The sequence below is a fragment of the Labrenzia sp. PO1 genome, from assembly GCF_012273635.1.
Classification (GTDB): Bacteria; Pseudomonadota; Alphaproteobacteria; order Rhizobiales; family Stappiaceae; genus Roseibium; species Roseibium algicola.
Genome location: NZ_JAAXCR010000002.1, coordinates 562,474 through 587,008, shown reverse-complemented (window position 1 = coordinate 587,008; position 24,535 = coordinate 562,474). Strand labels below are relative to the sequence as shown.

Below are 24,535 nucleotides of genomic sequence, written 5' to 3'. Positions count from 1 at the left end.
TGCGCGCAATGCTGAACCGGATCTCCGCGGGCATCCTGGCCGTCTTCGTCCTGCTGACTGCCGGACTTTGCGCGCAAGCTGACGAACGCATCTTGAAGTTCGTTTCCGACATTGACGTTGCGAGCAATGGCACGCTGACGATCACCGAAACGATTACCGTTCGTGCGGAAGGCGATCAGATCAAGCGGGGCATTTTCCGCGATATTCCGCTTGCTGTGGAAGGTGCAAACGGGCGCATCTACAAGGCCGGCTTCAAGCTGCTCTCGGTGCTGCAGGACGGCGCCCCGGCCTCCTACCACACCAACGAGAACAGTCGGGGTGTGCGGATCTATGTTGGGGATGAATACACCTTCCTGTCTCCGGGCAATTACACCTACAGCTTCACCTATGAAACCAACCGGCAAATCCGTTTCTTTGAAGGCCATGACGAGGTCTATTGGAACGTGACAGGCAATGAATGGATCTTCCCCGTTGATGAGGCCATCGCGCGGGTCGTTTTGCCGGAAGGGGTGAAAGCCAGTGCATGGACGGCCTATACGGGCGGCTATGGCGAAACCGGCAATGCCTTTGAGGCACAAAGCGCCCAGGGTGGTTCTGAGATTATTTTCCGGACAACCGAGGTTCTGGGGGGCTACGAAGGCTTGTCGATCAACGTCAGCCTTCCGAAAGGCGCAATTGCAGCGCCTACGGAAGCCGAACAGCTGGAGTATTTCGTCGAGGACTACAGATCGGAGCTGATCGGCGGAGCCGGGGTGCTGCTGGTGCTGCTTTATTATTTCGCAGCCTGGTGGATGGTTGGCCGGGATCCTTCTGAAGGTGTTGTTTTCCCGAGGTTTTCACCGCCTTCCGGCATCTCGCCTGCTCTTGCCAAATACATTGTCAACCGAGGGTTCGGGGATGGTGGCTGGGTGGCCCTGTCTGCAGCCTGCCTCAACCTCGCGGTCAAGAAGCGCTTGCGACTTGAAGAGACGGATGGCGATACAACTCTGGTTCTGAACCGGAAGGGACGGGAAGGTCAGATCCCGGGCTTCGGGCTGCCCAAGGGCGAAGCTGCGCTTGAGGACTGGCTAAGCGGACGGGGGAGTCCATTGACCCTCAACAAGGACAACGGCACTTCTATCCAGGCGCTGGGGAAAAAATTCCGGGCGGCTATCGAGCGGGAGAGCCGAAACGTCTTTTTCAGGGCGAACAGGGGCTATCTCATTCCCGGGTTCATACTGAGCCTGGTTACCATTGTCGCGCTGCTGGCTTTCGGTGGACTGCAGCCGGGTCAGGAAGGGTTCGTCATCGTCTTTCTGGTCTTTTCCGTTTTTGCGACCGTCATTTCGGTCAATCTGGGGAGGGCCATCTTCCGCTTCGCCAGCATGAAACTGCGTATGGCGCTGATCTTCATAGTCTTTGGTCTCGCAATATCAGGGGCAGCCTTCGGTGCTTTCCATGTGAATGGCGGTGTGGATTCCTTGCCTGTTCTGCCGTTCATCGCGGTGGCGCTGGTTGCCCTCAACATCCTGTTCTTCTTCCTGATCGGTGCGCCGACGGCAATCGGCCGCCAGGCCCTCGATGAAATCGAGGGTCTTCGGATGTATCTGAGCGTGGCGGAAAAGGAGCGGCTCAATATGGAAAAGCTTCCGGATATGAGCACGGATCATTTCGAGGAGCTTTTACCCTACGCCGTTGCGCTTGGCGTCGAAAAGCCCTGGGCCAAGGCCTTCGAGGCCTGGCTGACAACCGCTGCCGGGGCGGCTGCGGCCGCCAGCTACCATCCGGGCTGGTACTCCGGCAATCACTTCGATGCCCGGCACGTGTCCGACAGCCTCGGCCGGACGGCAAGTTCCATGGCTGGCTCCTTCCAGTCGTCTCTTCCAGCTCCCAAATCGTCCAGCTCCGGATCGTCGGGTTCCTCCGGCGGCTTTTCCGGCGGCGGTGGCGGCGGTGGCGGTGGCGGCGGCTGGTGACGAGCTGAGGATCGTCAGCTCCGCCTTGCGCAAGCTGCTTCGAACGGCATAGTGGAAGCATCAAGCAGGAGCGGGGGTGCGGATGGCCGGCGAAACGATCACGCTAACGGAATTTGTCAGCTTCAATCTGGCAATCCTCGTCTATTTCCTGGGCGTGCGGCTGAACAAGAAGATTCTGGTTCTGGACAGGTTCAACATTCCGGAACCGGTCTCAGGCGGCCTGCTTGTCGCGTTTCTGTCCCTCGTGGTCTACCTCGGCCTTGGAACGGAAATCGGGTTCTCCCTGCAGTCGCGTGATTACCTGCTGTATTGCTTCTTCACGGCAATCGGCTTGAACGCCCGCTTCACGGACTTGGCCAAGGGCGGCAAGCCGCTCCTGATCCTGCTGATGCTCACCGTCTGTTACATGCTGCTGCAGAATGCGGTCGGTTCGGGCATTGCGGCGGCGCTGGGTCTGCCCACAGGGTTCGGCCTTCTTGGAGGCACCATTTCGCTGGTTGGCGGCCACGGCACGGCAATTGCGTGGGGGCCGAAGCTGGCCACCGACTATGGCGTCCCAGGGGCGATCGAGATCGGTGCTGCAACGGCAACGCTCGGCTTGATCGCCGCCAGCCTTCTTGGCGGTCCAGTGGGCAAGTTCCTGATCGAAAAACGGGGTGGCAAACCGGATCCGAACCGCCCGGAAGAAGCTCCCATGATCGGCCTTGAGATGGAACGAGAGGCAGACACGAGCGTGACCCACACCGGGCTGATGCGCTCGCTGCTGGTTCTCAACATTGCCATTGGCCTCGGCGTCGCGCTTCAGGAAGCCTTGAGCGCGGGAATAGGCCTCGATCTGCCGGTCTTCGTCTGCTGTCTCTTCTGTGGCATCGTGCTGTCGAACACCGTGCCGCTGGTCTTTCCGAAAATGACCTGGCCGGCCCGGTCCAAGTCCCTGGCGGTCTTGTCGGACCTTGCACTTGGCATCTTTCTGACGATGTCACTCATGAGCCTGCAGCTCTGGACCATCGCGGGACTGGCAGGGCCGATGTTGCTCATTCTTTTCACGCAGGTCGTCGTTGCGGCCGCCTTCATCATCCTGGCGCTTTATCCGTTGATGGGCCGGAACTACAACGCGGCGGTGCTGGGGGCGGGCTTTGCAGGGTTTGCACTGGGCGCGACACCGACGGCGATTGCCAACATGACCGCAATCACCAAACACTTCGGCCCGGCAACCCAGGCATTCCTGATCCTGCCGCTTGTGTCCGCGTTCTTCGTCGATCTGGCCAATGCGGTCATCATCCTTCTGTTTCTCGGAGGATGAGGGGTGCGGTCAGGCGGCGTCTGTCTTCTCGCTGAAAGGAAACCGTCCGTCGACCTGGGATTCCAGCAGGCTGCAGGCTTCGTCTGAAGTAACGGCCGCGGCGTAAAGGAAGCCCTGGCCGTAGTGACAGCCGTTGGAATTCAACGCGTCATGGACCGCGCTTTCCTCGATCCCTTCCGCGACGGCGTCGATGTCGAGACCCTTGGACAGGACCAGTATGGCCTCGACGATGGCGGCACACTGCTTGTCTTCCAGCATGCGTTCGGTGAAGGACTTGTCGATCTTGACCTTCTTGATCGGGAAATCGCGCAGATAGCTCAGACTGGAATGGCCCGCGCCGAAATCGTCGAGCGCAATGGAAATGCCGGTTTCCGTCAGCTCGGTCAGGATGCGTTTGGCCGATTCCGGGTTCTTCACCAGCGACGTTTCGGTGATCTCCAGCACCAGCCGTCTGGGCGGAAATTCGAATTTCTTCAAGATGGCATTGATCTGGGTCGGCAAGGCCGGATCCTGCAACTGCACCGGCGACAGATTGAAGGACAGGTAGAGATCGTCCGGCCAGGTGGCGGCGACCTTGCAGGCATCCTCTAGCAGATGCTGGGTCAGCTCGGAGATGATGCCGCAGTCTTCGGCAATCGGGATGAACTGCAGCGGCGGTACCTTGCCGAAATCGGCATCGGTCCAGCGCGCAAGGGCTTCGAAGCCTGCGATGCGGCCGGAATCCATATCCAGGATCGGCTGGTAATAGGCCTTCACCTCATGTTCCGAAATAGCGCGGCGCAGACGCTGTTCCAGTAGCGTGCGATGCAGGATCGAGGCATCCATGTCGACCTCGAAGAACCGGTAGGTCGAGCGCCCAGAGGATTTGGCCCGGTAAAGGGCAATATCGGCCCGGCGCAATAGCTCGGTGACCGCGTGGCCGTCATGGGGATAAAGCGCGATGCCGATACCTGTGCCGATGGAAATCTGGCGGTCGCCGAACTCGAAACGGTCGTTGATCCGCGTCAACAGTCGCCTGGCGAAGCCGGCTGCCTCGGATTTGTCCTTGAACACCGGGGAGACGATGGCAAATTCGTCCCCTCCGAGACGGGCGACAATGCCTTCCTTGCCGAGAGTTTCGGCCAGACGGTCGGCAAAGCTTCGCAGCAGATTGTCGCCAAAGGCATGACCATAGACGTCGTTGATCGGTTTGAACCCGTCAAGGTCGAGCATCATTACGGCACGAAAGCAGTCGGGCTTCACCTCACGGGTCAGATCAGCAAAGGCCTCCAGCAGTCGGCGGCGATTTGGCAGCCCGGTCAGCGGGTCGTGCTGGGCAAGGGCCAGGGCTTCGGAATGAGCGGAGGATCTTGCCTTCAGCTCCTTGCGCAGACGGCGCGTTGCCCACGTGCCATATCCCAGACTGAAGATGGCGATGCCCAGAAGGAGGCTGGTGACCACGTCGAACGTCATTTGCGAATTATGGATTTGGTAGGTCGGGAAAAGTACTGGAAGGACCTTAACCCCAGTAAAAATGACAAGAACTATCGCAAGTAACGCAACTATAGATCGTGTCATATATCTGTTGTCTGCAACTTCCCGGTTCGCCACAAGGTCGGTCCCAATACATACAACTGCTAACAAGTCGCGCAGTTTCACATGCAATCCTTGAAGAAGAGTGAAACAAAGCAGACGGACTGGCGTCAAAATGGGCAGGCCGCCCGTTGTCCGGTTCCGCGAAAGGGGGTGACAAGTCTCCGTTGTCTTGGTAACGGACGGCGCAAACCGTTTCCGGTGTTATTCCACCAGACCAAAGGTCCAGATATCCATGCCCGATCTTCTGCTTGAACTTTTCAGCGAAGAGATTCCGGCCCGCATGCAGCGCAAGGCGGCCGAAGACCTGAAATCTCTCGTGACCAATGCCCTGGTGGATGCCGGTTTGCCATATGAGGGTGCTAAGGCTTTCGCGACACCGCGGCGTCTGGCCCTGCATGTTGCCGGCGTTCCCGCCGGCTCTGCCGCCACGCGTGAAGAACGCAAGGGGCCGCGCGTCGGGTCTCCTGAAAAGGCACTGGAAGGCTTCCTGAGAGGCGCCGGGCTGGCGTCGATCGATCAGGCAACCATCCAGACGGATCCGAAGAAGGGCGATTTCTACGTTGCGGTGATCGAAAAGCCGGGCCGTTCGGCGATCGACGTCATTGCCGAGTTCATGCCGGGCATCCTGCGCAACTTCCCCTGGCCGAAAGCCATGCGCTGGGGCACTGGATCCACACGCTGGGTGCGGCCGCTGCACTCAATCGTCGCGACCTTCGGTCCGGAAACGGAAGAACCGGACGTGGTTCCGTTCGAATTCGATGGCATAAAGGCCGGCAAGACCACACGCGGCCACCGCTTCCTGGCGGACGAGGCCTTCGACGTGCGCCGTTTCGACGACTATGCGCCTTCGCTTGAGAAGCACAAGGTCGTGCTGGATGCCGACCGCCGCAAGGACATCATCCAGAATGACGCCAAGGATTGTGCGCTGGCGCTAGGCCTCGATCTGGTGGAGGATCCGGGTCTTCTGGAAGAGGTTGCCGGGCTGGTAGAATGGCCTGTGGTGCTGACGGGCAGCTTCGACGAGGATTTCCTGACGATCCCGGACGAGTGCATTCAGCTGACCATTAAGGTCAACCAGAAGTGCTTCGTGCTGAAGAACCCGGCTACCGGGCGCCTTGCCAACAAGTTCGTGCTGATTTCCAACATCATTGCCGACGATGGCGGCAAGCTGATCGTGGCCGGAAACGAGAAGGTTATCCGTGCACGCCTGTCCGATGCCCGCTTCTTCTGGGAAACCGACTTGAAGTCGAAACTTTCGGACAACCTGCCTAAGCTGGATGAAGTGAAGTTTCACGAAAAACTCGGCAGCGTTGGCGAACGGGTGAAGCGCCTGATCGCGCTTTCGGCCGAACTGGCCACGGTCGCCGGGGCGGACGAGACCAAGGCCAAACGCGCGGCGGAACTCGCCAAGGCGGACCTTGTCTCCAACATGGTGTTCGAATTCCCGGAACTGCAGGGCCTGATGGGCCGCTACTACGCAACAGCCCAGGGCGAGGATGCCTCGGTGGCAACGGCTATCGAAGAGCATTACAAGCCGCAGGGACCAAGTGACAGCGTGCCGACCGACCCGGTCGCCGTTGCCGTGGCCCTTGCCGAAAAGCTGGACCTTCTCGCAGGTTTCTGGGCCATCGATGAAAAGCCGACCGGCTCCAAGGACCCTTACGCGCTTCGCCGCGCGGCTCTGGGCGTGATCCGGATCATTCTGGAAAACAACCTCAGGATCAGGCTGGGCGAAGCCATTCGTTCCGCTCTGGATCTTCAAGGTGTTGAAGCGAGCGATCCCGCAGCCCTTGTAGCCGATCTGCTGTCCTTCTTCGGTGATCGCCTGAAAGTCCACCTGAAGGATGAAGGCGCGCGCCACGATCTGATCGACGCGGTCTTTGCATTGGAAGGCCAGGACGATCTCCTGATGGTGGTTCGCCGTGTCGAGGCGCTTGGCAAGTTCGTATCGTCCGACGACGGCACCAACCTGCTGGCTGGTTACAAGCGTGCGGTCAATATTCTGAAGGCCGAGGAAAAGAAGGACGGCAGCCCTGTTTCCGGCAAGCCGCACGCCGATCACTTCCAGGAGCAGGCCGAAATCGATTTGGCCGCTGCCATCGATGTGGCCCGGGCTGAAGCGGCCGACGCCGTGGCAAGCGAGAACTTCGAAGGGGCAATGGAAGCGCTGTCGAAATTGCGTGCTCCGGTCGACCGTTTCTTCGACGATATCCTGGTCAATGCCGAGGACGCCACGCTGCGCATGAACCGCCTGCAGCTCCTTGCTGAAATCCGCGATGCGACCCACGTGGTGGCGGACTTCTCGAAAGTGGCTGGGTAACCGGAATTGGCCGGTTAAGCGAAACGGAACTGACAAACAAAAAGGCGGGCCTTGAGCCCGCCTTTTTCGTTCTTTGCCTCAACGTTCAAGTTTGAAGGTCCGGCGTCTCTTACTCGGCAGGTGCAGCAGCGAGCCGGTCAACGGGTCTTTCCTGGATCGGCCAGTGCACGATGGCGGCGAAGATGCCGAGGGCGATGCCCAGCCACCAGATGGCGTCATAGGAGCCTGTTTCGTCGTAGATCTTGCCGCCGAGCCACACACCGAGGAACGAGCCGAGCTGGTGCGACAGGAAGACGAAGCCGAACAGGGTTGCCATGTAGCGCGGCCCGAACATGACGGCGACAAGGCCGGATGTCGGTGGCACGGTCGACAGCCACAGGAGACCCATCACGCCGGAGAACACGAGCACCGAGGCAGGCGTGACCGGCAGCATGATGAAGGCGAAAATCGCGACGGCGCGGCCAAGGTAGATCAGCGACAGGAAGATCGGCTTGGAATAGCGGCCGGAAATATATCCTGACAGCAGCGAACCCGCGATGTTGCAAAGACCGATGAGGGCGATGGCCGTAGCGCCCCAGGCGGGGTCAAGGCCAAGGTCGGCGATATAGGGCGGCAGGTGCACCGTGATGAAGGCGACGTGAAAGCCGCAGACGAAAAAGCCGAAGGTGAGCAGGATAAATCCGCGTGTTCCGAAGGCTTCGGAAATGGCGGAGGTCAGCTTCTGGTCGTTCGCCGGATTGCTGTCTTTCGGCATCTCCGACTTGCCCCTGAGCGCGATCGCCAGAAGCGGAACAATTGCCACAAGGCCGGCGAAGACGATCAGGGTCTGCTGCCAGCCGATGCTGGCAATCAGCGTGCCGCCAAGTGGGGCAAACAGGAACTGGCCGAGAGATCCGGAGGCTGTGCCGATACCGAAGGCCAGCGTTCTCTGTGAGGGCGAGACGGCACGGCCGAAAGCCGCCAGAACCAGCGAGAAGGACGAACACGCAATGCCGAGCCCGATGAGCACACCTGCGGAAATGTGCAGGGCGACGGTGCTTTCCGCGTCGATCATCAGCAAAAGGCCGGCACAGTAGAGGACTGCGCCAAGTGTCATGGTCTTCCAGGTTCCGAACCGGTCGGCCATCATGCCGGCGATCGGCTGTCCGATGCCCCACATAAGGTTCTGGATCGCCAGTGCCAGTGCGAAGATCTCGCGGCTCCAGTCCCTGGCCTCGGTCATGGGCTGAAAGAACAGGCCCATGGCAGAACGCGGCCCGAACGAAATGAGGGCGATCAAACAGCCGCAGGAAATCACCAGCGGTATATTCGGGCCGACCCGGCCGGTGGAAGAAGCTGTTGTCATGGATGAGTCTCTGATCGTGAAATTACGATAGGTATAGTCTGAAGCCATCCAATCGCAAAACGCGTAATTTTGATGGATTGATCAACGTTGCAAATGGAACGGCAAAACTTGGATCACGCCAGTGCGTCGCGCGTTCGCGGTGTAAACGCAGCAACAGATGCTGTCAGAGCCCGGTTGGTTTTGTCGTTTGCATCTCGTGTGTGAAGGCGATAATTGTTAGCCGGCTTTCCGGAAATGGAAAAGTTGCGCCTTAAGCTCAGGAAAACAAAGGCGAATCGGATTTCCCGCGAGAATTTTTCGGATTTTTGTAGATTTTCGATTTGCTGATGACTATATAAACTCCGAAAGAGCAAAAGTATGGGCATCACCGCCCGTTTTCTTTTGCCTCTGATATGCTCAAGTTGAGTATAATTAAATAGCGGCACAAAATACCCCTCGCGCCGCGCAAAAAAGGGAGGTCGCCATGACCATTGCCCAGACCAAAGCACCGGTTGGAGCACCGATTGCCGCCGGACTGACGGCACTGGAGCGTTTCGGCAAGCTGGAGCGCCCGGACCTGCGTTATACGCCGGAGGTCGCAGAGGCGACTGCGCCGATCTACGAGAAGGTCAAGCACATCATCCCGGCCATCGAATGGCCTGCTCTGGCGCCGACCATCCATGCGATCAACAAGCTGAAGAAGCAGCGCAACGCGGTTATCCTGGCGCACAACTACATGACGCCGGATATCTACCATGGTGTTGCCGATATTGTTGGCGACAGCCTGCAGCTGGCCATCGAGGCGACCCGCACCGATGCGGAAGTCATCGTCCAGTGCGGCGTGCACTTCATGGCAGAGACCTCGAAGATCCTGAGCCCGGAAAAGACCGTGCTGATCCCGGACATGCGTGCAGGCTGTTCGCTGGCTGAATCCATTACCGGTGCCGATGTGCGGGCCCTGCGCGAGCGGAACCCCGGCATCCCGATCATCACCTACGTGAACACGTCTGCCGACGTGAAGGCGGAATGCGACATCTGCTGCACGTCTTCCAACGCGCTGCAGGTCGTGGAAAGCTTCGGCGTCGACAAGGTGTTCCTGATCCCGGACAAGTATCTGGCTGCAAACGTCGGCAACAAGACCGACGTCGAGGTTCTGGTCTGGGACGGTGCCTGCGAAGTGCATGAGCGCTTCACCGCGGAAGAGCTGCGTGACTATCGCAAGATCGAACCGAATGTGAAGATCATTGCCCATCCGGAGTGCCCGCCCGAAGTGGTCGCGGAAGCCGACTTCGCCGGTTCCACCGCGCACATGATCGACTGGGTCAAGACAAAGCGTCCGGAAAAGGTGATGATGATCACCGAGTGCTCCATGGCGGACAATGTTGCCAGCGAAACGCCGGGTGTCGACTACATCCGCCCTTGCAACCTTTGCCCGCACATGAAGCGGATCACGCTGAACAAGATCCTCGACACTCTCCTGGAGATGAAAGAGGAAGTGGTCGTCGACCCGGCGGTGGCCGACAGGGCCCGCACCGCGGTCGAGCGGATGATCAACTTGAAAATCTGACCGGCTTCGGTCTAAACCGCATCTATGCGATTGCTTCCGGGCCTGCCGGCCCGGGAGTTTCTTTGGGGCTCTTGCCCCGTCTGTTCCAGGAAGTTTCCCATGGCCGTGTCGGTTGAGGATTTTGCACCTGCCTATATAGGCAAGGATGTGGATGATGTCGTCATTCTGGGGGGAGGTCTGGCAGGCCTTTTCTGCGCGCTGAAGCTCAGCCCGCGTCCGGTCACCGTCATCACCAACGCACCGATCGGGCAGGGGGCGTCGTCTGCCTGGGCGCAGGGCGGAATTGCTGCTGCGATCTCCGAGCAGGACTCGGTGGAAAAACACCGCGACGATACGTTGGCCGCCGGCTGCGGCATCTGCGAGGAAAAGATCGTCGAAGAGATGACCCGTGAAGGCAGTGCCCGGGTTCATGACCTCTTGTCCTATGGCGTTCCGTTCGATCAGGATCTTGAAGGCCGGCTGAAGTTTTCGCGCGAAGCCGCTCATTCCCAGAGCCGGGTCGTACGTGTGCGCGGCGACATGGCAGGCCGGGCGATCATGGATGCCCTGATCGCCGCTGTTCGCAAGACGCCGTCGATCCGCATTCTGGAAGGCTACATCGGCGAAAGCTTCATTGGCGAGGGACGGTATGTAACCGGGGTCCTGGCGCGCCGGCGCGGCGGCCTGGAACGGCTGATTTTCCCGGCAAAGGCCGTGGTGCTTGCTTCCGGCGGCATCGGCCACCTCTACGAACTGACGACCAACCCGCACGAAGCCAACGGTCATGGTCTTGCCATGGCGGCCCGCGCCGGTGCGGTGATTGCCGATGCCGAATTCGTGCAGTTTCACCCGACCGCGCTTGATCTCGGCAAGGATCCGGCACCACTGGCAACCGAAGCCCTGCGCGGCGAGGGAGCTACCCTCGTCAACAAGGCCGGCGAACGCTTCATGGAAGGTGTTCACCCGGAATTGGAACTGGCGCCCCGCGACATCGTTGCCCGGGCCATTCACCGGGAAGTGTCCGAAGGCCGGGGGGCCTTCCTAGACTGCCGGACAGCGATCGGCGAAAGGTTCAAGGACGATTTTCCGACCGTCTTCGCCGCAGCCTCCGCAGCGGGCATCGATCCGGCAAAGGATCTGCTGCCCGTGGCACCCGCGGAGCATTACCACATGGGCGGGGTCCTGACCGATGCCAACGGCCGGACGTCGCTTGACGGTCTGTGGGCCGCGGGTGAAGTGGCTTCAACCGGTGCCCACGGCGCCAACCGCCTGGCATCCAATTCGCTGCTGGAGGCGGTCGTTTTTGCCGCGCGCATCGCGGAAGATATCCAGGGCCTGATGCCGACCCCGCGCAGTGCCTACTGGAACGAGATGGACGATGCTCCGGGCTTGCCGAGCCAGCGCAACGTCGAGGAGCGGGAAGCGATCACCGTTCTGCGCAAGACATTGGCGCGCAATGTCGGCGTGCTGCGCGACGCGGCCGGCCTCAAGACGGCCCTGGCCGATATTGCGCAGGTTGAACAGAATTGCGTGCGCCAGTCGATCCTCAACATGATGGTCGCCGGGCGTATCATCACCGCGGCGGCGCTGAAGCGCGAGGAAAGCCGTGGCGGGCATTTCCGCAAGGATTTCCCGCAGGAAAACCCTGACATGGCAAGCCGCTCCTACACCACCTTGAAGGAAGTCGAAGCCATCACCGCCGAGGCCCTGGAAACTGCCTGACCGGAGAGGCGCATGACCCGTAGATTTTTGCCCGAGCTGCCACGCCTGATGGTGGATGAAGCCGTCAAGGCCGCTCTTCTGGAAGACTGGGGCCGGGCGGGTGACGTCACCAGCCAGGCAACACTGCCACCCGATGCAAAAGCCTCCGCCGTGATTGCTGCGCGCAAACCGGGGGTTCTCGCCGGATTAGCCTTCGCCGAAAGCGCCTTTCGTCAGACGGATGCCGGTTTGCATTTCGAGGCCGTTCTGGCAGATGGTGACCGGTTGTCGCCCAAGGCGGTCGTCGCCAGGATCGAAGGTCCGGCCCGCGCGCTTCTGGCCGCTGAACGGGTGGCGCTGAACTTCCTGGGTCACTTGTCAGGCATTGCGACGGCTACGTCGAAATTCGCCGATCTGATCGCACACACCAAGGCGGACATCGTCTGCACCCGCAAGACGACACCGGGTCTGCGTGCGTTCGAGAAATATGCGGTCAAATGTGGCGGCGGTTCCAACCATCGCTTTGGTCTCGACGATGCGATCCTGATCAAGGACAACCACATCGCGGTCGCCGGCGGTGTGACGCAAGCCATCGAAGCCGCCAAGGCTTTCGCCGGTCATCTGGTGAAGATCGAGGTGGAAGTCGACACGCTGGAACAGCTGGACGAGGCACTTGCCGCCGGTCCTGACGTGGTCATGCTCGACAACATGCCGCCTGAAGTCCTGAAGCAGGCCGTTGCAAAGGCCGGAGGCAAGGTTCTGCTGGAAGCATCCGGTGGAATAGAGCTCGATACGGTCAAGGCCGTCGCCGAAGCCGGGGTTGACCTGATCTCCTCAGGCTGGATCACCCATTCGGCTCCGGTTCTGGATCTGGGTCTGGATATCGAGATCGGCTGAGATCCCTTTACCGGCTACCCGTTCGGTGTTCTGCCCTGTCTGCCATCCCGTCTCTACGTCATCCTGAGAGGGACCGTCAGGTCCGTCTCGAAGGATGGGCCACTTGCTCTGGAGTTTGCCGGCCATCCTTCGAAACAGCGCTGCACGCACGCTCAGATGAGGGGGAGCAGAGGACGACAGTCGCGGCTGTTTTACTCAGTCGCCGAACTCACGCAGCTGCAAGATACAGCCCGCCGAGTGCGGTCAGCACACCCAGGCTGCGAATGATGCGTGGTGCCCAGGCGGGATCGTTCCGGGTGGCCACATTGGCGCCGTAGCCAATCAGGAGCCCGGCTGCATGCAGAAGCGCTGTCGCCAAAACAAAGCCACCGGCATAGGAAAGTTCGCCAGCCGAGCCGATTTCACCGCCGTGGGCATGGCCGTGACAAATGCCGAACACCCCCACCAGTGCCGCACACACGCCAAGTGGCAGGCGCAGTGCAAGGGCGACAACGACACCCAGAACCACGACCGATGTCAGAATGAACGGTTCGACGTAGGGCAGCGGAACGCCGGCAAGCGAGAGCAGGAATCCGACGATCATCGCACCGACGAAGGCGGTCGGCAGAGCCCAGACGGCGCGCCCGCCAAGAAGGGCGGCCCAAAGGCCAACGGCAATCATCGCCAGCACGTGATCGGTACCGAACAGTGGATGCGTGAAGCCGGCGGCAAAGGAGCCGTGCTCGGACGGATCCAGATGGGCAAGGGCGGGAGAGGCGGTCAACAGGCCGAATGCGGTGGCAAGGCCGAGGCGGTAGAGCATGAAATGTTCCTTCGGTTGGTCACTCCGGTGCCCCGGGATGGGTCGCACCGTTCATGAAGAGCTCAAGACCCGTGTACTATCGATGATTCTGGGAGCCTGTAAACCACAACGACGGTCTCGTTCGTGAGGCGTGTGCCGGGTAGCGCAACGGAAGAACTGCGACAATGTAGTCCGGTTTCCCGATAGGGAGCAGCTTTTCAGGCTGCTAAATTTCCGGCTGAAGGTTCTTCAAGATCGGTTCGAGCCGATGAAGATGGTGAAGGCAGGATACCTGTGAGCGCTAGATTGGACGAAGCACAAGTTTCCCCAGGGCGGAAATCCTCTCCGGCCCCCAGCCGAAGCGAAGGGGATGACGGCGGAGAGGCGCTTGCCTCGCGAACCGTCGAGATCTGCTTTCTGCTCATGAGAAATTTTTCCCTGCTCTCCTTTGCCTCTGCAATCGAGCCTCTGCGGATCGCGAACAAGGTGTTGAAACGCAAGGCCTTCACATATCGCTGCTGCAGTCTGGACGGCAGCGACGCCGTTGCCAGCAACGGCAGCACCATACGGGCCGACTGCGCCATCGGCGATGTCGAGCGGCCGGACCTTCTTGCGGTCTGCAGCAGTGACGATGTGGAACGCATTGGGCTGACGCTGGCTCAGAAGGTTGCCATTCGGAAATTGGCCAACCGCTCCAGCCGGATCGCAGGCATTTGCACTGGTGCCTATGTGTTGGCCGACTTCGGCCTGCTGGACAACAGGAACTGCACGATCCACTGGGAATATGCCGATTTTTTCAAGGAACGGTTTCCGGATGCGCGGCTGGTGGACAGTCTCATTCAGACGGACGGCAAGTACATGACCTGCGCCGGGGGAACCTCTGCGCTCGATCTGATGATCGGCTTCGTGGCCCAGGTCCACGGCGGCGCGGTTGCTGCGGATGTTGCCGAAATCGCCCTTCATCACGACTGGCGCAGTGGCAATGAGCGGCAGCACAAGCACATGCGTGATGATCTGGAATCCGTCTCGCAGCGGGTGCGCAGCAGCATCGCCCTGATGACGGAGAACGTCGTCGAGCCGCTTTCCTTGCAGGAAATCGCGCAGAAACTGGACGTCAGCCCCCGCCAGTTGCAGCGGGAATTCCAGAAATATCTGAAGTGCAGCCCACAGGAATATTACGCCAAGGTTCGTCTGGACATTGCCCGCCAGCTCGTCTGCCGCACCTCTATGCGCATGATCGACATCGCGATGGCTTGCGGCTTTGCCAGCGCATCCCATTTTTCGAAACGCTACCGGTCAGCCCTCGGCACAAGTCCTGCCGCGGACCGTCAGCAGCATGGCCGGGTTTTCGAGTTCTAGACGGACTTACTCTGCTGCGGGCTTCAGGCTTGCCATCAGGTGATGGAATTTTTCGCCCTGTACGGAAACGTGCCGACGGATGGCAGCCGCCGCCCGTTCACCGTCGGCAGCCTCGATGGCGGCAACGACGTCTTCATGTTCGGCCATGGATTGTTTCATGCGCCCCCGCACGCGAAGCTGCACCCTTCGGAAGGGCTGCAGACGCCGTTGAAGGCGAAGGCATTCCTGCTCCAGAAAACGGTTGCCTGACTGGCGGTAGATGATGGCGTGGAATTGTTCGTTTTCCAGATAGTAGCCATCCGTGTCCTGCGCCTCGACGGCGTGTTTGCAACGCTCGTTCGCAGCGTGAAGATCGGCAAGGGCAGTTTCGGAAATACGCGCGGCAGCAAGGCGCGCACTCACGGCTTCCAGCTCTGCCATGACTTCGAACATTTCGATCAGTTCCACCGGACCGGGTTGCCGGACGAAGACACCGCGGCGGGGTATCTGCACGACCAGACCGGACTGGGAAAGCCTGTGAAGGGCTTCCCGGACCGGTGTTCTGGAAACCGAAAACCGGCCGGCAAGCTGAACCTCGTCCAGCCTGTCGCCATCGGCGAAAGTGCCGTCGAAAATCAGCCCTTCAAGCGCATCCGCGATGCGGTCGGATCGTTTTCTTTCCATATTTCGCATTTAGCATAGGAGTTTTTCGCGCGCAATATTGTCGATCTTGTATACAAAATGACTTGACAGAAAAACATCACATGAGGGTAAGATCGAATTCCGGTTCCCGTCCGGAACCATCAGGGAGGAAAAAATGAACTTCAAATTCTCAGCGTCGGTTGCTGCCGTGACGCTTTTCGCCAGCGCGCTCACCGCCAACGCGACCGAGCTGCGCCTGTCTCACCAGTGGTCCACCGGCGACGTCCGCCACAAGGTGGCCCAGATGGTTGCCGACGACGTGGCGGCGGCCGGTGTCGATCTCGACATCAAGATTTTCCCGTCCCAGTCGCTTTTGAAGGCGCGCGAACAGTATAAGCCGCTGTCTCGCGGTCTGCTGGATATGACCGTTCTGCCGCTCAGTTATGCCGGTGGCCAGCAACCTGCCTATAACCTCACCCTGATGCCGGGTCTGGTGAAAAACCATGACCATGCAGCCCGCATGAACGAAAGCCCGTTCATGGAGGCCATTGAGGGAATCATGGCCGAGGACGATGTGATCGTGCTGGTGCACGGTTACCTGGCCGGCGGCTTTGCAGCCAAGGACAAGTGCATCACCAAGCCGGAAGACATGCCGGGCCTTCAGACCCGCGCTGCGGGCAAGGCCTTTGAGCAGATGCTTGCAGGCGCAGGCGCCTCGATTGCCTCGATGGCGTCTTCGGAAGTCTACAATGCCATGCAGTCCGGTGTTCTGGACGCGGTCAACACCTCGTCCTCGTCCTTCGTCAGCTATCGCATTTACGAACAGGTGTCCTGCTACACCCCGGCTGGCGAATATGCGCTCTGGTTCATGTACCAGCCACTCCTGATGAACAAGGCCAAGTTCGACAGCCTGACCGAAGACCAGCAAAAAGCGCTGCTGGCGGCTTCTGAAAAGGCGCAGGCTTTCTATCTCGAAGAAGCCAAGAAGGAAGATGCGGCCTCTGCAGAAGTCTTCCGTGAGAACGGTGTCGAAATCGCCGAAATGACCGCAGCGGACTTCGATGCCTGGCGGGCTCTTGCCAAGGAAACCTCCTACAAGGCGTTCGTGGAAGAAACCCCGAACGGTCAGCAGCTTCTCGATCTGGCATTCGCCGTCGAATAAGCGACTGAACTTGCGGGGCGGCCTGAAAGCCGCCCCGAAACCTGTTCCAAAGGACCTCATTTCAAGGAGTGACCCATGGCGGGCCACAGTACGGCTGCGGTAGCGCATGCCGGCAGCAACCCCTTCTTGCGCGTTGTCGCAGCGATTTCGACCGTGGCCGGCTGGTGTGCGGCAGCGATGATCGTTGTCGCCGTCGTCGTCACTTGCCAGATGATCTTCGTGCGCCTCGTGCTCAACGCTTCCACCGTCTGGCAGACCGAAACGGTCATTTATCTGGTCATCGCCGCAACCCTTGTGGGGCTGCCTTACGTTCAGCGGCTTCGGGGGCACGTCAATGTCGACCTGTTTCCCATGTCGCTGGCACCACGTGCCCGCTTCGTGCTGGCCTGCATCACGCTGTCAATCTCGATCCTGGTGATGGCGATGATGCTCTTCTACGGCACTGAATTCTGGTACCTCGCCTGGTCGAAGGGCTGGACCTCAGACACTGTCTGGGGCGTCAGGCTCTGGATCCCGTATCTGTCGATCCCCGTTGGGTTCGGACTGCTGCTGCTGCAGCTCGCCGCAGATCTTTACGCGGTTCTCATCGGTATCGACAAACCCTTCGGTCTGGAGGACAAATAATGGATCCCTTGCTGCTCGGCGCCCTGGTGGCGGTCGCCACCATCCTGGTCCTCTTCTCCGGCATTTCCGTCGCGATCGGTCTGTTGATCGTTTCCGCCGGCTTCCTGCTGGCATTCGACGGCTTCCGGTCGCTCGAACTGATGCCCGAAATCCTGTTCGGCAAACTCGATAACTTCGCCCTTCTGTCGATCCCCATGTTCATCATCATGGGCGCCTCCATCGCCTCCACTCGGGCGGGGGCCGATCTCTACGAAGCTTTGGAACGCTGGCTCACCCGGGTGCCCGGTGGACTGGTCGTCTCGAACCTCGGTGCATGCGCCCTGTTCGCTGCCATGTCCGGGTCTTCACCCGCCACCTGTGCGGCTATCGGCAAGATGGGTATTCCGGAAATGCGCAAGCGCGGTTATCCGGATGGTGTCGCCGCCGGTTCCATCGCCGCGGGCGGCACGCTCGGCATCCTGATCCCGCCGTCCGTCACGATGATCGTCTACGGCATTTCAACCGAAACCTCGATCGGTCGTCTGTTCCTGGCAGGTGTCATTCCCGGCCTGATGCTGATGGGCCTCTTCATGGCCTGGTCGCTCTATTCGACCTGGCGCAGCGGCAATGCCAGCGTGCTCAGCGCGGGCAACTATTCCTGGGCGGAAAAGTTCGAGATCCTGCCGCGCGTCCTGCCGTTCATGCTCATTATTCTGGGTGTGCTCTATGCCATGTACGGCGGCATCGCGACACCGTCTGAAACCGCTGCCGTCGGCGCTCTGCTCTGTCTGCTGATCGCGGTCATCATCTACCGGCTCTGGAGCCCGAAACTGCTCTGGACGGTGTTGCGCGACAGTACGCGGGAAAGCGTGATGATCCTCTTCATCATCGCGGCAGCCGGTGTCTTCTCCTACATGCTGTCGTCGCTTTTCATCACGCAGGCGATTGCAGAATGGATCGGCACGCTGTCCGTCAACCGCTGGATCCTGATGGCGGCAATCAACGTCTTCCTGCTGATTGCCGGTTTCTTCCTGCCGCCCGTCGCGGTGATCCTGATGGCGGCACCGATCCTGCTGCCGATCATCACCACAGCCGGCTTCGATCCGATCTGGTTCGCGGTTGTCCTGACCATCAACATGGAGATCGGTCTGATCTCTCCTCCGGTCGGGTTGAACCTCTACGTGATCAACGGCATCGCTCCGGACATTTCCTTGAAGACGATCCTCACCGGGTCCCTGCCATTCGTGGCGTGCATGTTCGTGGCGATCGTCATCCTCTGTCTGTTTCCGGAACTGGCCACCTGGCTGCCGGACGTGGTGATGGGAGAAGCGCGGTGATGTTTCTGGCCGATCTGCTGACGACCGTTTTCGAACGAAGATACCTGTCGAAGGGGGCGGACAAGGCGGATGACCGTCCGCTCGAGGCGCTCGTCGCCGATCTGATCGGTGCAACCGGGGAGGTCTCCGGGCAAAATCTTGCCCGGCAGATCCTCAGCCGGTATGGCGCTCTCAATGACGAGGAAAAACGTGCCTTCTTCCGTCATCTCGCGGACGGTCTGGCCGTATCGGCTCCGGCTGTCAGATCGGCGTTGGAGCATTATGAGAAGGGGCAGTCGAAGGCCAGTTACCGCGAATTCATGGAGGCTGTCGAACCTCCGCGGCAGGAACTGATCCGGCGGCTCAACCAGGTTCCGGACGCAACCCGGCTTCTGGTCGGCATGCGCGAGGACCTGTTGCGCCTCAGCAAGGGCGATGATGCCCTTCAGGCGCTTGATCTGGACTTCCGGCATCTGTTTGCCAGCTGGTTCAATCGCGGCTTCCTGGTGCTTCGGCCGATCAATTGGGAAAGCCCGGCCCAGCTTCTGGAAAAGATCATCGCCTACGAAGCCGTTCACGCGATCGACAGCTGGAGCGATCTTCGCCGGCGTCTGGAACCTGTCGACAGACGGTGCTTCGCGTTTCTGCATCCGGCTATGCCGGACGAGCCGCTGATCTTCGTCGAAGTTGCCCTGACAAAGGGAATACCAGGCTCCATCCAGGGTCTTCTTGCCGAAAACAGAACCCAAATCGAAGCAGATACGGCGGATACCGCGGTGTTTTATTCGATCTCCAACTGCCAGGCCGGCCTTGCCGGCATTTCCTTCGGCAACTCGCTTATCAAACAGGTGGCCGCGGATTTGTCGCTTGAGCTGCCCAAGCTCAAGACATTCGTAACCTTGTCGCCGATCCCGGGGCTGGTCCGCTGGCTGGAAGGCGAGGGGATCGACCACGGCTCTGCCGACGAGGATACCTTGCGCAAGCTTGCAGCCCGGTACCTGATGACCGCAAAGCGAAAGGACGGTCTGCCGCTGGACCCAGTTGCCCGCTTCCACCTTGGCAACGGTGCATTGGTCCACCAGGTGCACGCAGGCGCGGATCTTTCCGACAAGGGAATGAAGCAGTCTGCCGGCGTCATGGTCAATTATCTCTATGATCTGGAGAAGGTAACCCAGAACCATGAGAGGTTCGCTTCGACCCGGACAATTGCCGCTTCTTCTGAAATCAAATCACTCAGCACTGCTGGAGAAAATGCGTTCACTTTAGAGCTTTCCGCACTGAACTGAATGCGGCTAATAAGCTCTAACAATATAGAATCGATCAGCTTTTTGGCCTTGCAAGGTTAGATCGAAAGCCTGCTGATCCAGGAGCCCCATAGATGACAAACCCACTCTACGACCAACTGTTCGGAAAGCATGCCGGCAAGAACACTCCCTTTCTGATCTTTCAGGACGGCTCCATCCTGACCCATGCTGCGTTTCTGGAAAGCGCGGCGCAGATTGCCCATGTTCTGACCGACAACGGCATGGTGGCTGGTGACCGGCTCGCCGCCCAGGTCGAAAAGTCAGCCACGTCTCTGGCTCTTTACGCGGCCTGTGCTCAGGCGGGGATCGTGTTCCTGCCGCTCAATACGGCCTACACCGTCGATGAGCTCAGCTATTTTATCGAAAACAGCGGCGCCAGGACCGTGGTCTGCGACGGTGGCAGCAAGACCTTGCTGGACCCTGTCGTCTCGAAACTCGGCGCCCGCCTCGAGACGCTCAACGCTGACGGAAGCGGGTCGCTGACGGATCAGGCCAAAGCCAAACCCTCAGAATTTGCAACGGTGGAACGGGCGCCGGACGATCTGGCCGCTTTCCTTTACACCTCCGGCACGACAGGGCGGTCGAAGGGGGCAATGCTGACACAGGCGAACCTGTTGTCGAATGCCGCCACCCTGGCGGAACTCTGGCGCTTCACCGACAAGGATGTTCTGATGCATGCCTTGCCGATCTTCCACACTCACGGGCTTTTCGTTGCAACCAACGTGTCGCTGGCTGCTGGTGGTGCCATCCTGTTCCTGCCGAAATTCGATCTCGACGCCATGATCGATCTGATGCCCAAGGCAACGACGATGATGGGTGTGCCGACCTTCTACACCCGACTGCTTCAGGACGAGCGTTTTACGGCGGACCTCACAAAGGGCATGCGGCTGTTCATTTCCGGAAGCGCGCCGCTGCTTGCCGAAACGCACCGGCAGTTCGAGGAAAGGACCGGTCACCGGATCCTGGAGCGATACGGCATGACCGAAACCAACATGAATACCTCCAACCCGTATGAAGGCGAACGCCGCGCCGGGACGGTCGGTTTCCCGCTCCCGGGCGTGGAACTGAAGATCACGGACCCCGCGACGGGCGACACGTTGCCGGCCGAAACGGTTGGCCAGATCGAGGTGCGCGGCCCGAACGTCTTCAAGGGGTATTGGCAGATGCCGGAGAAGACCGCTGCCGAATTGCGGGAGGACGGCTTCTTCATCACCGGTGATCTCGGGATGATCGACGCAGACGGCTATGTCCATATCGTCGGGCGCAACAAGGACCTGATCATTTCCGGCGGCTACAACATCTACCCGAAGGAAATCGAGTTGATCCTGGATGCCCAGCCCGGGGTTCGGGAAAGCGCCGTCATTGGTGTGCCGCATTCCGATTTCGGAGAAACAGTGCTGGGCCTGGTGGTGCCGGATAGCCCGGAAACGCCCGATCTGGACGCGATCCTTGCTGTTGCCGGAACATCGCTCGCCCGTTTCAAGCATCCGCGGAAGCTTGTTCTGGTCGACAGCCTGCCGCGCAACACCATGGGCAAGGTCCAGAAGAACGTTCTTCGCGAGCAGTTCAAGGACACTTTCGCAACCGCTTGATCCGGCCGGCGTTAGATGCCGGCCGTGAATGCAGTTTGCAGGCCGACCTTCCGGGTTGGTCTGCAATCCATACTCGTGCTAGCTCTGAAGAAGGACAGTCGGGGCAGGCACATGAGCGAACGTGAGAACGAAGACCGCAAGATCTCGGCAAGCGATCCGGTAATCAGGCTGACCCGCTACGCGCAGGTTCCGATCCTGGCCGGTCTGTCTGTTGCCATGGTGCTGTTTCTCGTCACCTTCTTCGTCGATATCTACGACGCGATCCAGAGCTTCGAGTTTCTGGATCGAAAGAAGACGATTCTGCTGATTCTCAATCTGCTCGACATGGTGTTCATCGCCAATCTGGTGATCATGGTGGCGACCAACACCTACAACACCTTCCGGCTGAAGGCGCTTGTGCAGGGCGATGACTACATCCAGCAGGGCGAGAAGGCCTACAGGCGGATGAAGCACCGGATCGTCTCGACGATCATCATCATCTCATCGATCCACGTATTGAGCGAACTTCTGGAATTTTCCCAGACCACACCGCTTCAGGTTGCCGCGCTTCTGGGGTTTCATCTCGTCCTTCTGGCAACTTATGTGGTCACCAACGTCTTCAAGTCGAGCGACTGACGGGAAAGGACGTGGAAGGCCCTGGGCGGCAGGATCAGTTCCAGCCGCCGGCGTAGGTCTTGTAAAAGATGTGCAGGCCGACTTTGCCGCGTTTTGCCATGGACTTCGCCCACCGCGGGTTGACGTAGGTCGCATGATAGTGGGTCGAAGCGTCGACCATCTTCGAATAGCGCTTGCCGTCAGCGACATCCCTTGCCAGCTTCTGGGCCGTGGCCCAGGCGGTCGGGCTGGAAATGCGATCCTTGATACCATCGCAAGCAAAGGAGAACTGGCAGCGGTTGCGTTTGTGGCGGTTCTGGTAAACGACGCCGCAGATGCTGTCCGGGTAGGCCGGGTTCTTGACCCGGTTCAACACGACCTGTGCGACGGCCACCTGGCCATCTTCGCTTTCACCGCGAGCTTCGAAGTAGATGGCCTCGGCAAGGCAGCGCTGCTCTTTCTTGTCTCCAACGGACAGCGGCAGCGGCTTTTGCGCCCACCAATGCGGGTTGTCGGGATCTTCCGGCGGCGGCAGCTCCTGCTCGTACATGGCAGCGCCGAACAGCGCGTCGAAGGGTTCCTTGGTTTCCTTCACGCTTTCAGGAGCGTAGGCGGAAACGAGGGAGAAGCTGGCGGCAGCGGCATTGCGCGCCATCATGACCTTTTGCAGGTCCAGCGGCCCACCTTCCGGGAAACCATCCTTGCCGTTGCTGGCGAGCATGCTGGTTTCCTGGGAGTTGAGCGGCTGCGCCTTGACGAAGGCGACGCGCGGCAGATCCTCGTGTTTCTTCTCCGTCGAGATCAGGCTCGACATGGCGTAGAGATTGCCGGCTGCCCTGTCGACCATCTGGCGGTCCGGCGCCATCGTGATCAAGCGGTCGCTTTTGGCGGTGCTGTTGGTGAGGATCGTGTCGGGCACTTCGGTCGGCCTGGCGTTCATGGCGACCTCTTCAAAACCGACGAGTGGCCTGGCCTCGAAATCCTCATCTGCGGACGTCAGTGTCAGGATCGGTGCAGAGATATGGTCGGGTACCGGCGTCGTGCCGAGCGCCAGTTTCGGTGCAACCTTGGTCGTGAAATTCGCTGGCTCAAGATACATCATCCAGCGCGGCGATTCCGCCTTGCGCGAGTTGACGAGCGAAAAGATGTCCTGGTTTCCAACCGATCCGCCGATACCGAGCCAGACCAGTGGGCAGGCAACAAGAACATATTTGAGCCGTCGCATACGCGCACGGACCGGGCCGAAATCTTGTGTCACTTTAGAAGAAAACCGCTTTCCGTTGCGGGACTTAAGGCCAGACATACGCAGCCAACTCCAACTCGTTACACATCGTCCCGAAAACGCCGGACGAACAGCGTGAACGCTGTGTAAACAACGACGCTGAAATTGAAGATGTCTGCTTAACCTTGAAAGAGCGTTAATAAGACTGGAATTCGTGGAAAATCGTGGAAGTTTTCGCGCCGATAGGAGGAGTTATGGTTAATATTACTAAGGACTTAACTTTAATGGCCGTGTCGAAAAAAATCGCAGAAAGCCGTCAGCGCCCGCCTACACGAAGCCCGGGGGCAGGCCGTTCGCTCAACAATTGATGGCGGAACCGGAACAGGGCGGCCGGGCGGCCCCCGGTCGCGGTCGATGTTGCACCGGTCGGTTCAACAAGGTCGGCGTTTTCTACCAGGCGGCGGAAATTCTGCTTGTGCAGATGACGTCCTGAAATGGCCTCGACAGAGGTTTGAAGCTCGGTGAGCGTGAAGGTCTCCGGCATCAGTTCGAAGATCACCGGTCGGTATTTCAACTTGCCGCGCAACCGGGAAATGGCTGTCGCCAGCACCCGGCGATGGTCGAAGCGCATCGACGCGCCGAGAAAAGGCAGGTTTGACCGCCGCAGGGCCGCGGGCCGTCCATCGGTCCGGGCTTCTTCGACGAGGCCAGCCTCATAAAGAAGTTCGAACCGCTCCAGTGCCCTTTCTTCATCCCAGGAAGTCCCGCCGGTGCCAAAGGCAAGCCGCACCCGTTCCTGACGCCCAAGTGGTTTGGGCGGCTCACCCGAAGGCGGCGGTTCGCTGGACCAGGCGTCGAGAGCCGGCAGAATGTCCCGATCCAGGACATCGGGACGCCCGGTGCGCCAGTCTTCCCAGGGGAAATAGTCGTACCAGGAACGCCATGCCGAATCGTGCCGCAGGAGCATGCTTTCCGAATCCGGGGTCTGACGTGTCAAAGCCAGATATCCGACCGAAACCACATGCGGTCCTTCATCACCGAAGACCCGGTGCCGGCCACGGTCGCCGAAGGTGTAAAGCTGTTCGACATATCCCAACCTCAGCGCGGTCTGGTTTTCCACCCAGGAGCGCAGGCCGATTTCGAAGGTGCGGTGACGGATCGGGTCGAATGGACCAAACGGAAGGCTGTCGAGTGTTGCCTCACCCGGCGCGTTCGTGCCGCTCTCTGCTCCGGTTTGCTGGCCTGTCTGTGTACTGGCCTCCTTCGCATCGTTCACGTGAACGATCTGGGGCAGGCCTCCGGCAACCGATACGATGACGGCATTCAATCCGATTTCAATATTGGCTTGCCGGTGGGGCAT

19 protein-coding genes are annotated in these 24,535 nt (G+C 59.8%); 13 read left to right on the top strand and 6 right to left on the bottom strand.

The window, feature by feature from the left end; all coding sequences use genetic code 11:
- Positions 1-8: 8 nt before the first annotated feature.
- Positions 9-1,955, top strand: coding sequence for a DUF2207 domain-containing protein (locus tag HCG46_RS10580; RefSeq protein ID WP_168686154.1), 1,947 nt, complete (start codon positions 9-11; stop codon positions 1,953-1,955).
- Positions 1,956-2,037: 82 nt separating this feature from the next.
- The gene (gene gltS / locus HCG46_RS10575; protein ID WP_168686152.1) at positions 2,038-3,258 is read left to right on the top strand and encodes a sodium/glutamate symporter; all 1,221 of its coding nucleotides are present in this window, start codon (positions 2,038-2,040) and stop codon (positions 3,256-3,258) included.
- 9 nt (positions 3,259-3,267) lie between these two features.
- Here the strand turns inward: gltS and HCG46_RS10570 are convergent, their stop codons facing one another.
- Positions 3,268-4,710 carry an EAL domain-containing protein gene (locus HCG46_RS10570; RefSeq protein ID WP_209009437.1) on the bottom strand — a complete coding sequence of 481 codons (1,443 nt, stop codon included), beginning with the start codon at positions 4,708-4,710 and terminating at the stop codon, positions 3,268-3,270.
- Between the two features lie 355 nt (positions 4,711-5,065).
- Between HCG46_RS10570 and glyS the strand changes: the two genes are divergently transcribed.
- Positions 5,066-7,153: a glycine--tRNA ligase subunit beta gene (glyS, locus tag HCG46_RS10565; protein WP_168686148.1), complete on the top strand. Its 2,088-nt coding sequence runs from the start codon at positions 5,066-5,068 to the stop codon at positions 7,151-7,153.
- Between the two features lie 109 nt (positions 7,154-7,262).
- On the opposite strand, the gene HCG46_RS10560 is transcribed toward glyS, so the two are convergent.
- The gene (locus HCG46_RS10560; protein ID WP_168686146.1) at positions 7,263-8,498 is read right to left on the bottom strand and encodes an MFS transporter; all 1,236 of its coding nucleotides are present in this window, start codon (positions 8,496-8,498) and stop codon (positions 7,263-7,265) included.
- A 463-nt stretch (positions 8,499-8,961) separates the two neighbouring features.
- On the opposite strand from HCG46_RS10560, the gene nadA reads away from it, so the two are divergent.
- The 3 genes from nadA (at position 8,962) to nadC (ending at position 12,621) form a co-directional block, all read left to right on the top strand.
- On the top strand, positions 8,962-10,044 hold the full coding sequence (gene nadA, locus HCG46_RS10555) for a quinolinate synthase NadA (protein ID WP_055657911.1): 1,083 nt from the start codon (positions 8,962-8,964) through the stop codon (positions 10,042-10,044).
- 99 nt (positions 10,045-10,143) lie between these two features.
- On the top strand, positions 10,144-11,745 hold the full coding sequence (locus tag HCG46_RS10550) for an L-aspartate oxidase (protein ID WP_023001938.1): 1,602 nt from the start codon (positions 10,144-10,146) through the stop codon (positions 11,743-11,745).
- 12 nt (positions 11,746-11,757) lie between these two features.
- The gene (gene nadC / locus HCG46_RS10545; protein WP_031269705.1) at positions 11,758-12,621 is read left to right on the top strand and encodes a carboxylating nicotinate-nucleotide diphosphorylase; all 864 of its coding nucleotides are present in this window, start codon (positions 11,758-11,760) and stop codon (positions 12,619-12,621) included.
- Between the two features lie 208 nt (positions 12,622-12,829).
- Here nadC and HCG46_RS10540 read toward each other — a convergent pair whose 3' ends face one another.
- Positions 12,830-13,423, bottom strand: a complete 594-nt coding sequence (locus tag HCG46_RS10540) for a HupE/UreJ family protein (protein ID WP_023001936.1) — start codon at positions 13,421-13,423, stop codon at positions 12,830-12,832.
- A gap of 402 nt (positions 13,424-13,825) precedes the next feature.
- On the opposite strand from HCG46_RS10540, the gene HCG46_RS10535 reads away from it, so the two are divergent.
- On the top strand, positions 13,826-14,761 hold the full coding sequence (locus HCG46_RS10535) for a GlxA family transcriptional regulator (RefSeq protein WP_023001935.1): 936 nt from the start codon (positions 13,826-13,828) through the stop codon (positions 14,759-14,761).
- A gap of 6 nt (positions 14,762-14,767) precedes the next feature.
- Here the strand turns inward: HCG46_RS10535 and HCG46_RS10530 are convergent, their stop codons facing one another.
- Positions 14,768-15,424 carry a GntR family transcriptional regulator gene (locus tag HCG46_RS10530; protein WP_055657918.1) on the bottom strand — a complete coding sequence of 219 codons (657 nt, stop codon included), beginning with the start codon at positions 15,422-15,424 and terminating at the stop codon, positions 14,768-14,770.
- Between the two features lie 133 nt (positions 15,425-15,557).
- On the opposite strand from HCG46_RS10530, the gene dctP reads away from it, so the two are divergent.
- From dctP to HCG46_RS10500, 6 genes are all read left to right on the top strand, one after another.
- Positions 15,558-16,544: a TRAP transporter substrate-binding protein DctP gene (dctP, locus tag HCG46_RS10525; protein ID WP_075282301.1), complete on the top strand. Its 987-nt coding sequence runs from the start codon at positions 15,558-15,560 to the stop codon at positions 16,542-16,544.
- 75 nt (positions 16,545-16,619) lie between these two features.
- Complete coding sequence (locus HCG46_RS10520; protein ID WP_168686144.1) at positions 16,620-17,168, top strand: TRAP transporter small permease; 549 nt, start codon at positions 16,620-16,622, stop codon at positions 17,166-17,168.
- A complete protein-coding gene (locus HCG46_RS10515) occupies positions 17,168-18,484 on the top strand; it encodes a TRAP transporter large permease (RefSeq protein WP_023001931.1) in 1,317 nt (438 codons plus the stop codon). Before HCG46_RS10520 ends, HCG46_RS10515 begins: the two co-directional genes overlap by 1 nt.
- The gene (locus HCG46_RS10510; protein ID WP_023001930.1) at positions 18,484-19,749 is read left to right on the top strand and encodes a malonyl-CoA decarboxylase; all 1,266 of its coding nucleotides are present in this window, start codon (positions 18,484-18,486) and stop codon (positions 19,747-19,749) included. Before HCG46_RS10515 ends, HCG46_RS10510 begins: the two co-directional genes overlap by 1 nt.
- A gap of 92 nt (positions 19,750-19,841) precedes the next feature.
- Complete coding sequence (locus HCG46_RS10505; protein WP_168686139.1) at positions 19,842-21,359, top strand: malonyl-CoA synthase; 1,518 nt, start codon at positions 19,842-19,844, stop codon at positions 21,357-21,359.
- Positions 21,360-21,470: 111 nt separating this feature from the next.
- Entirely contained in the window at positions 21,471-21,974 is a 504-nt protein-coding gene (locus tag HCG46_RS10500) for a YqhA family protein (protein ID WP_062491880.1), read from the top strand.
- A 34-nt stretch (positions 21,975-22,008) separates the two neighbouring features.
- On the opposite strand, the gene HCG46_RS10495 is transcribed toward HCG46_RS10500, so the two are convergent.
- Complete coding sequence (locus tag HCG46_RS10495) at positions 22,009-23,178, bottom strand: cell wall hydrolase (RefSeq protein WP_023001927.1); 1,170 nt, start codon at positions 23,176-23,178, stop codon at positions 22,009-22,011.
- A gap of 313 nt (positions 23,179-23,491) precedes the next feature.
- Positions 23,492-24,535 (bottom strand): hypothetical protein, encoded by a 1,044-nt coding sequence (locus HCG46_RS10490; RefSeq protein ID WP_055657931.1) that lies wholly within the window; start codon positions 24,533-24,535, stop codon positions 23,492-23,494.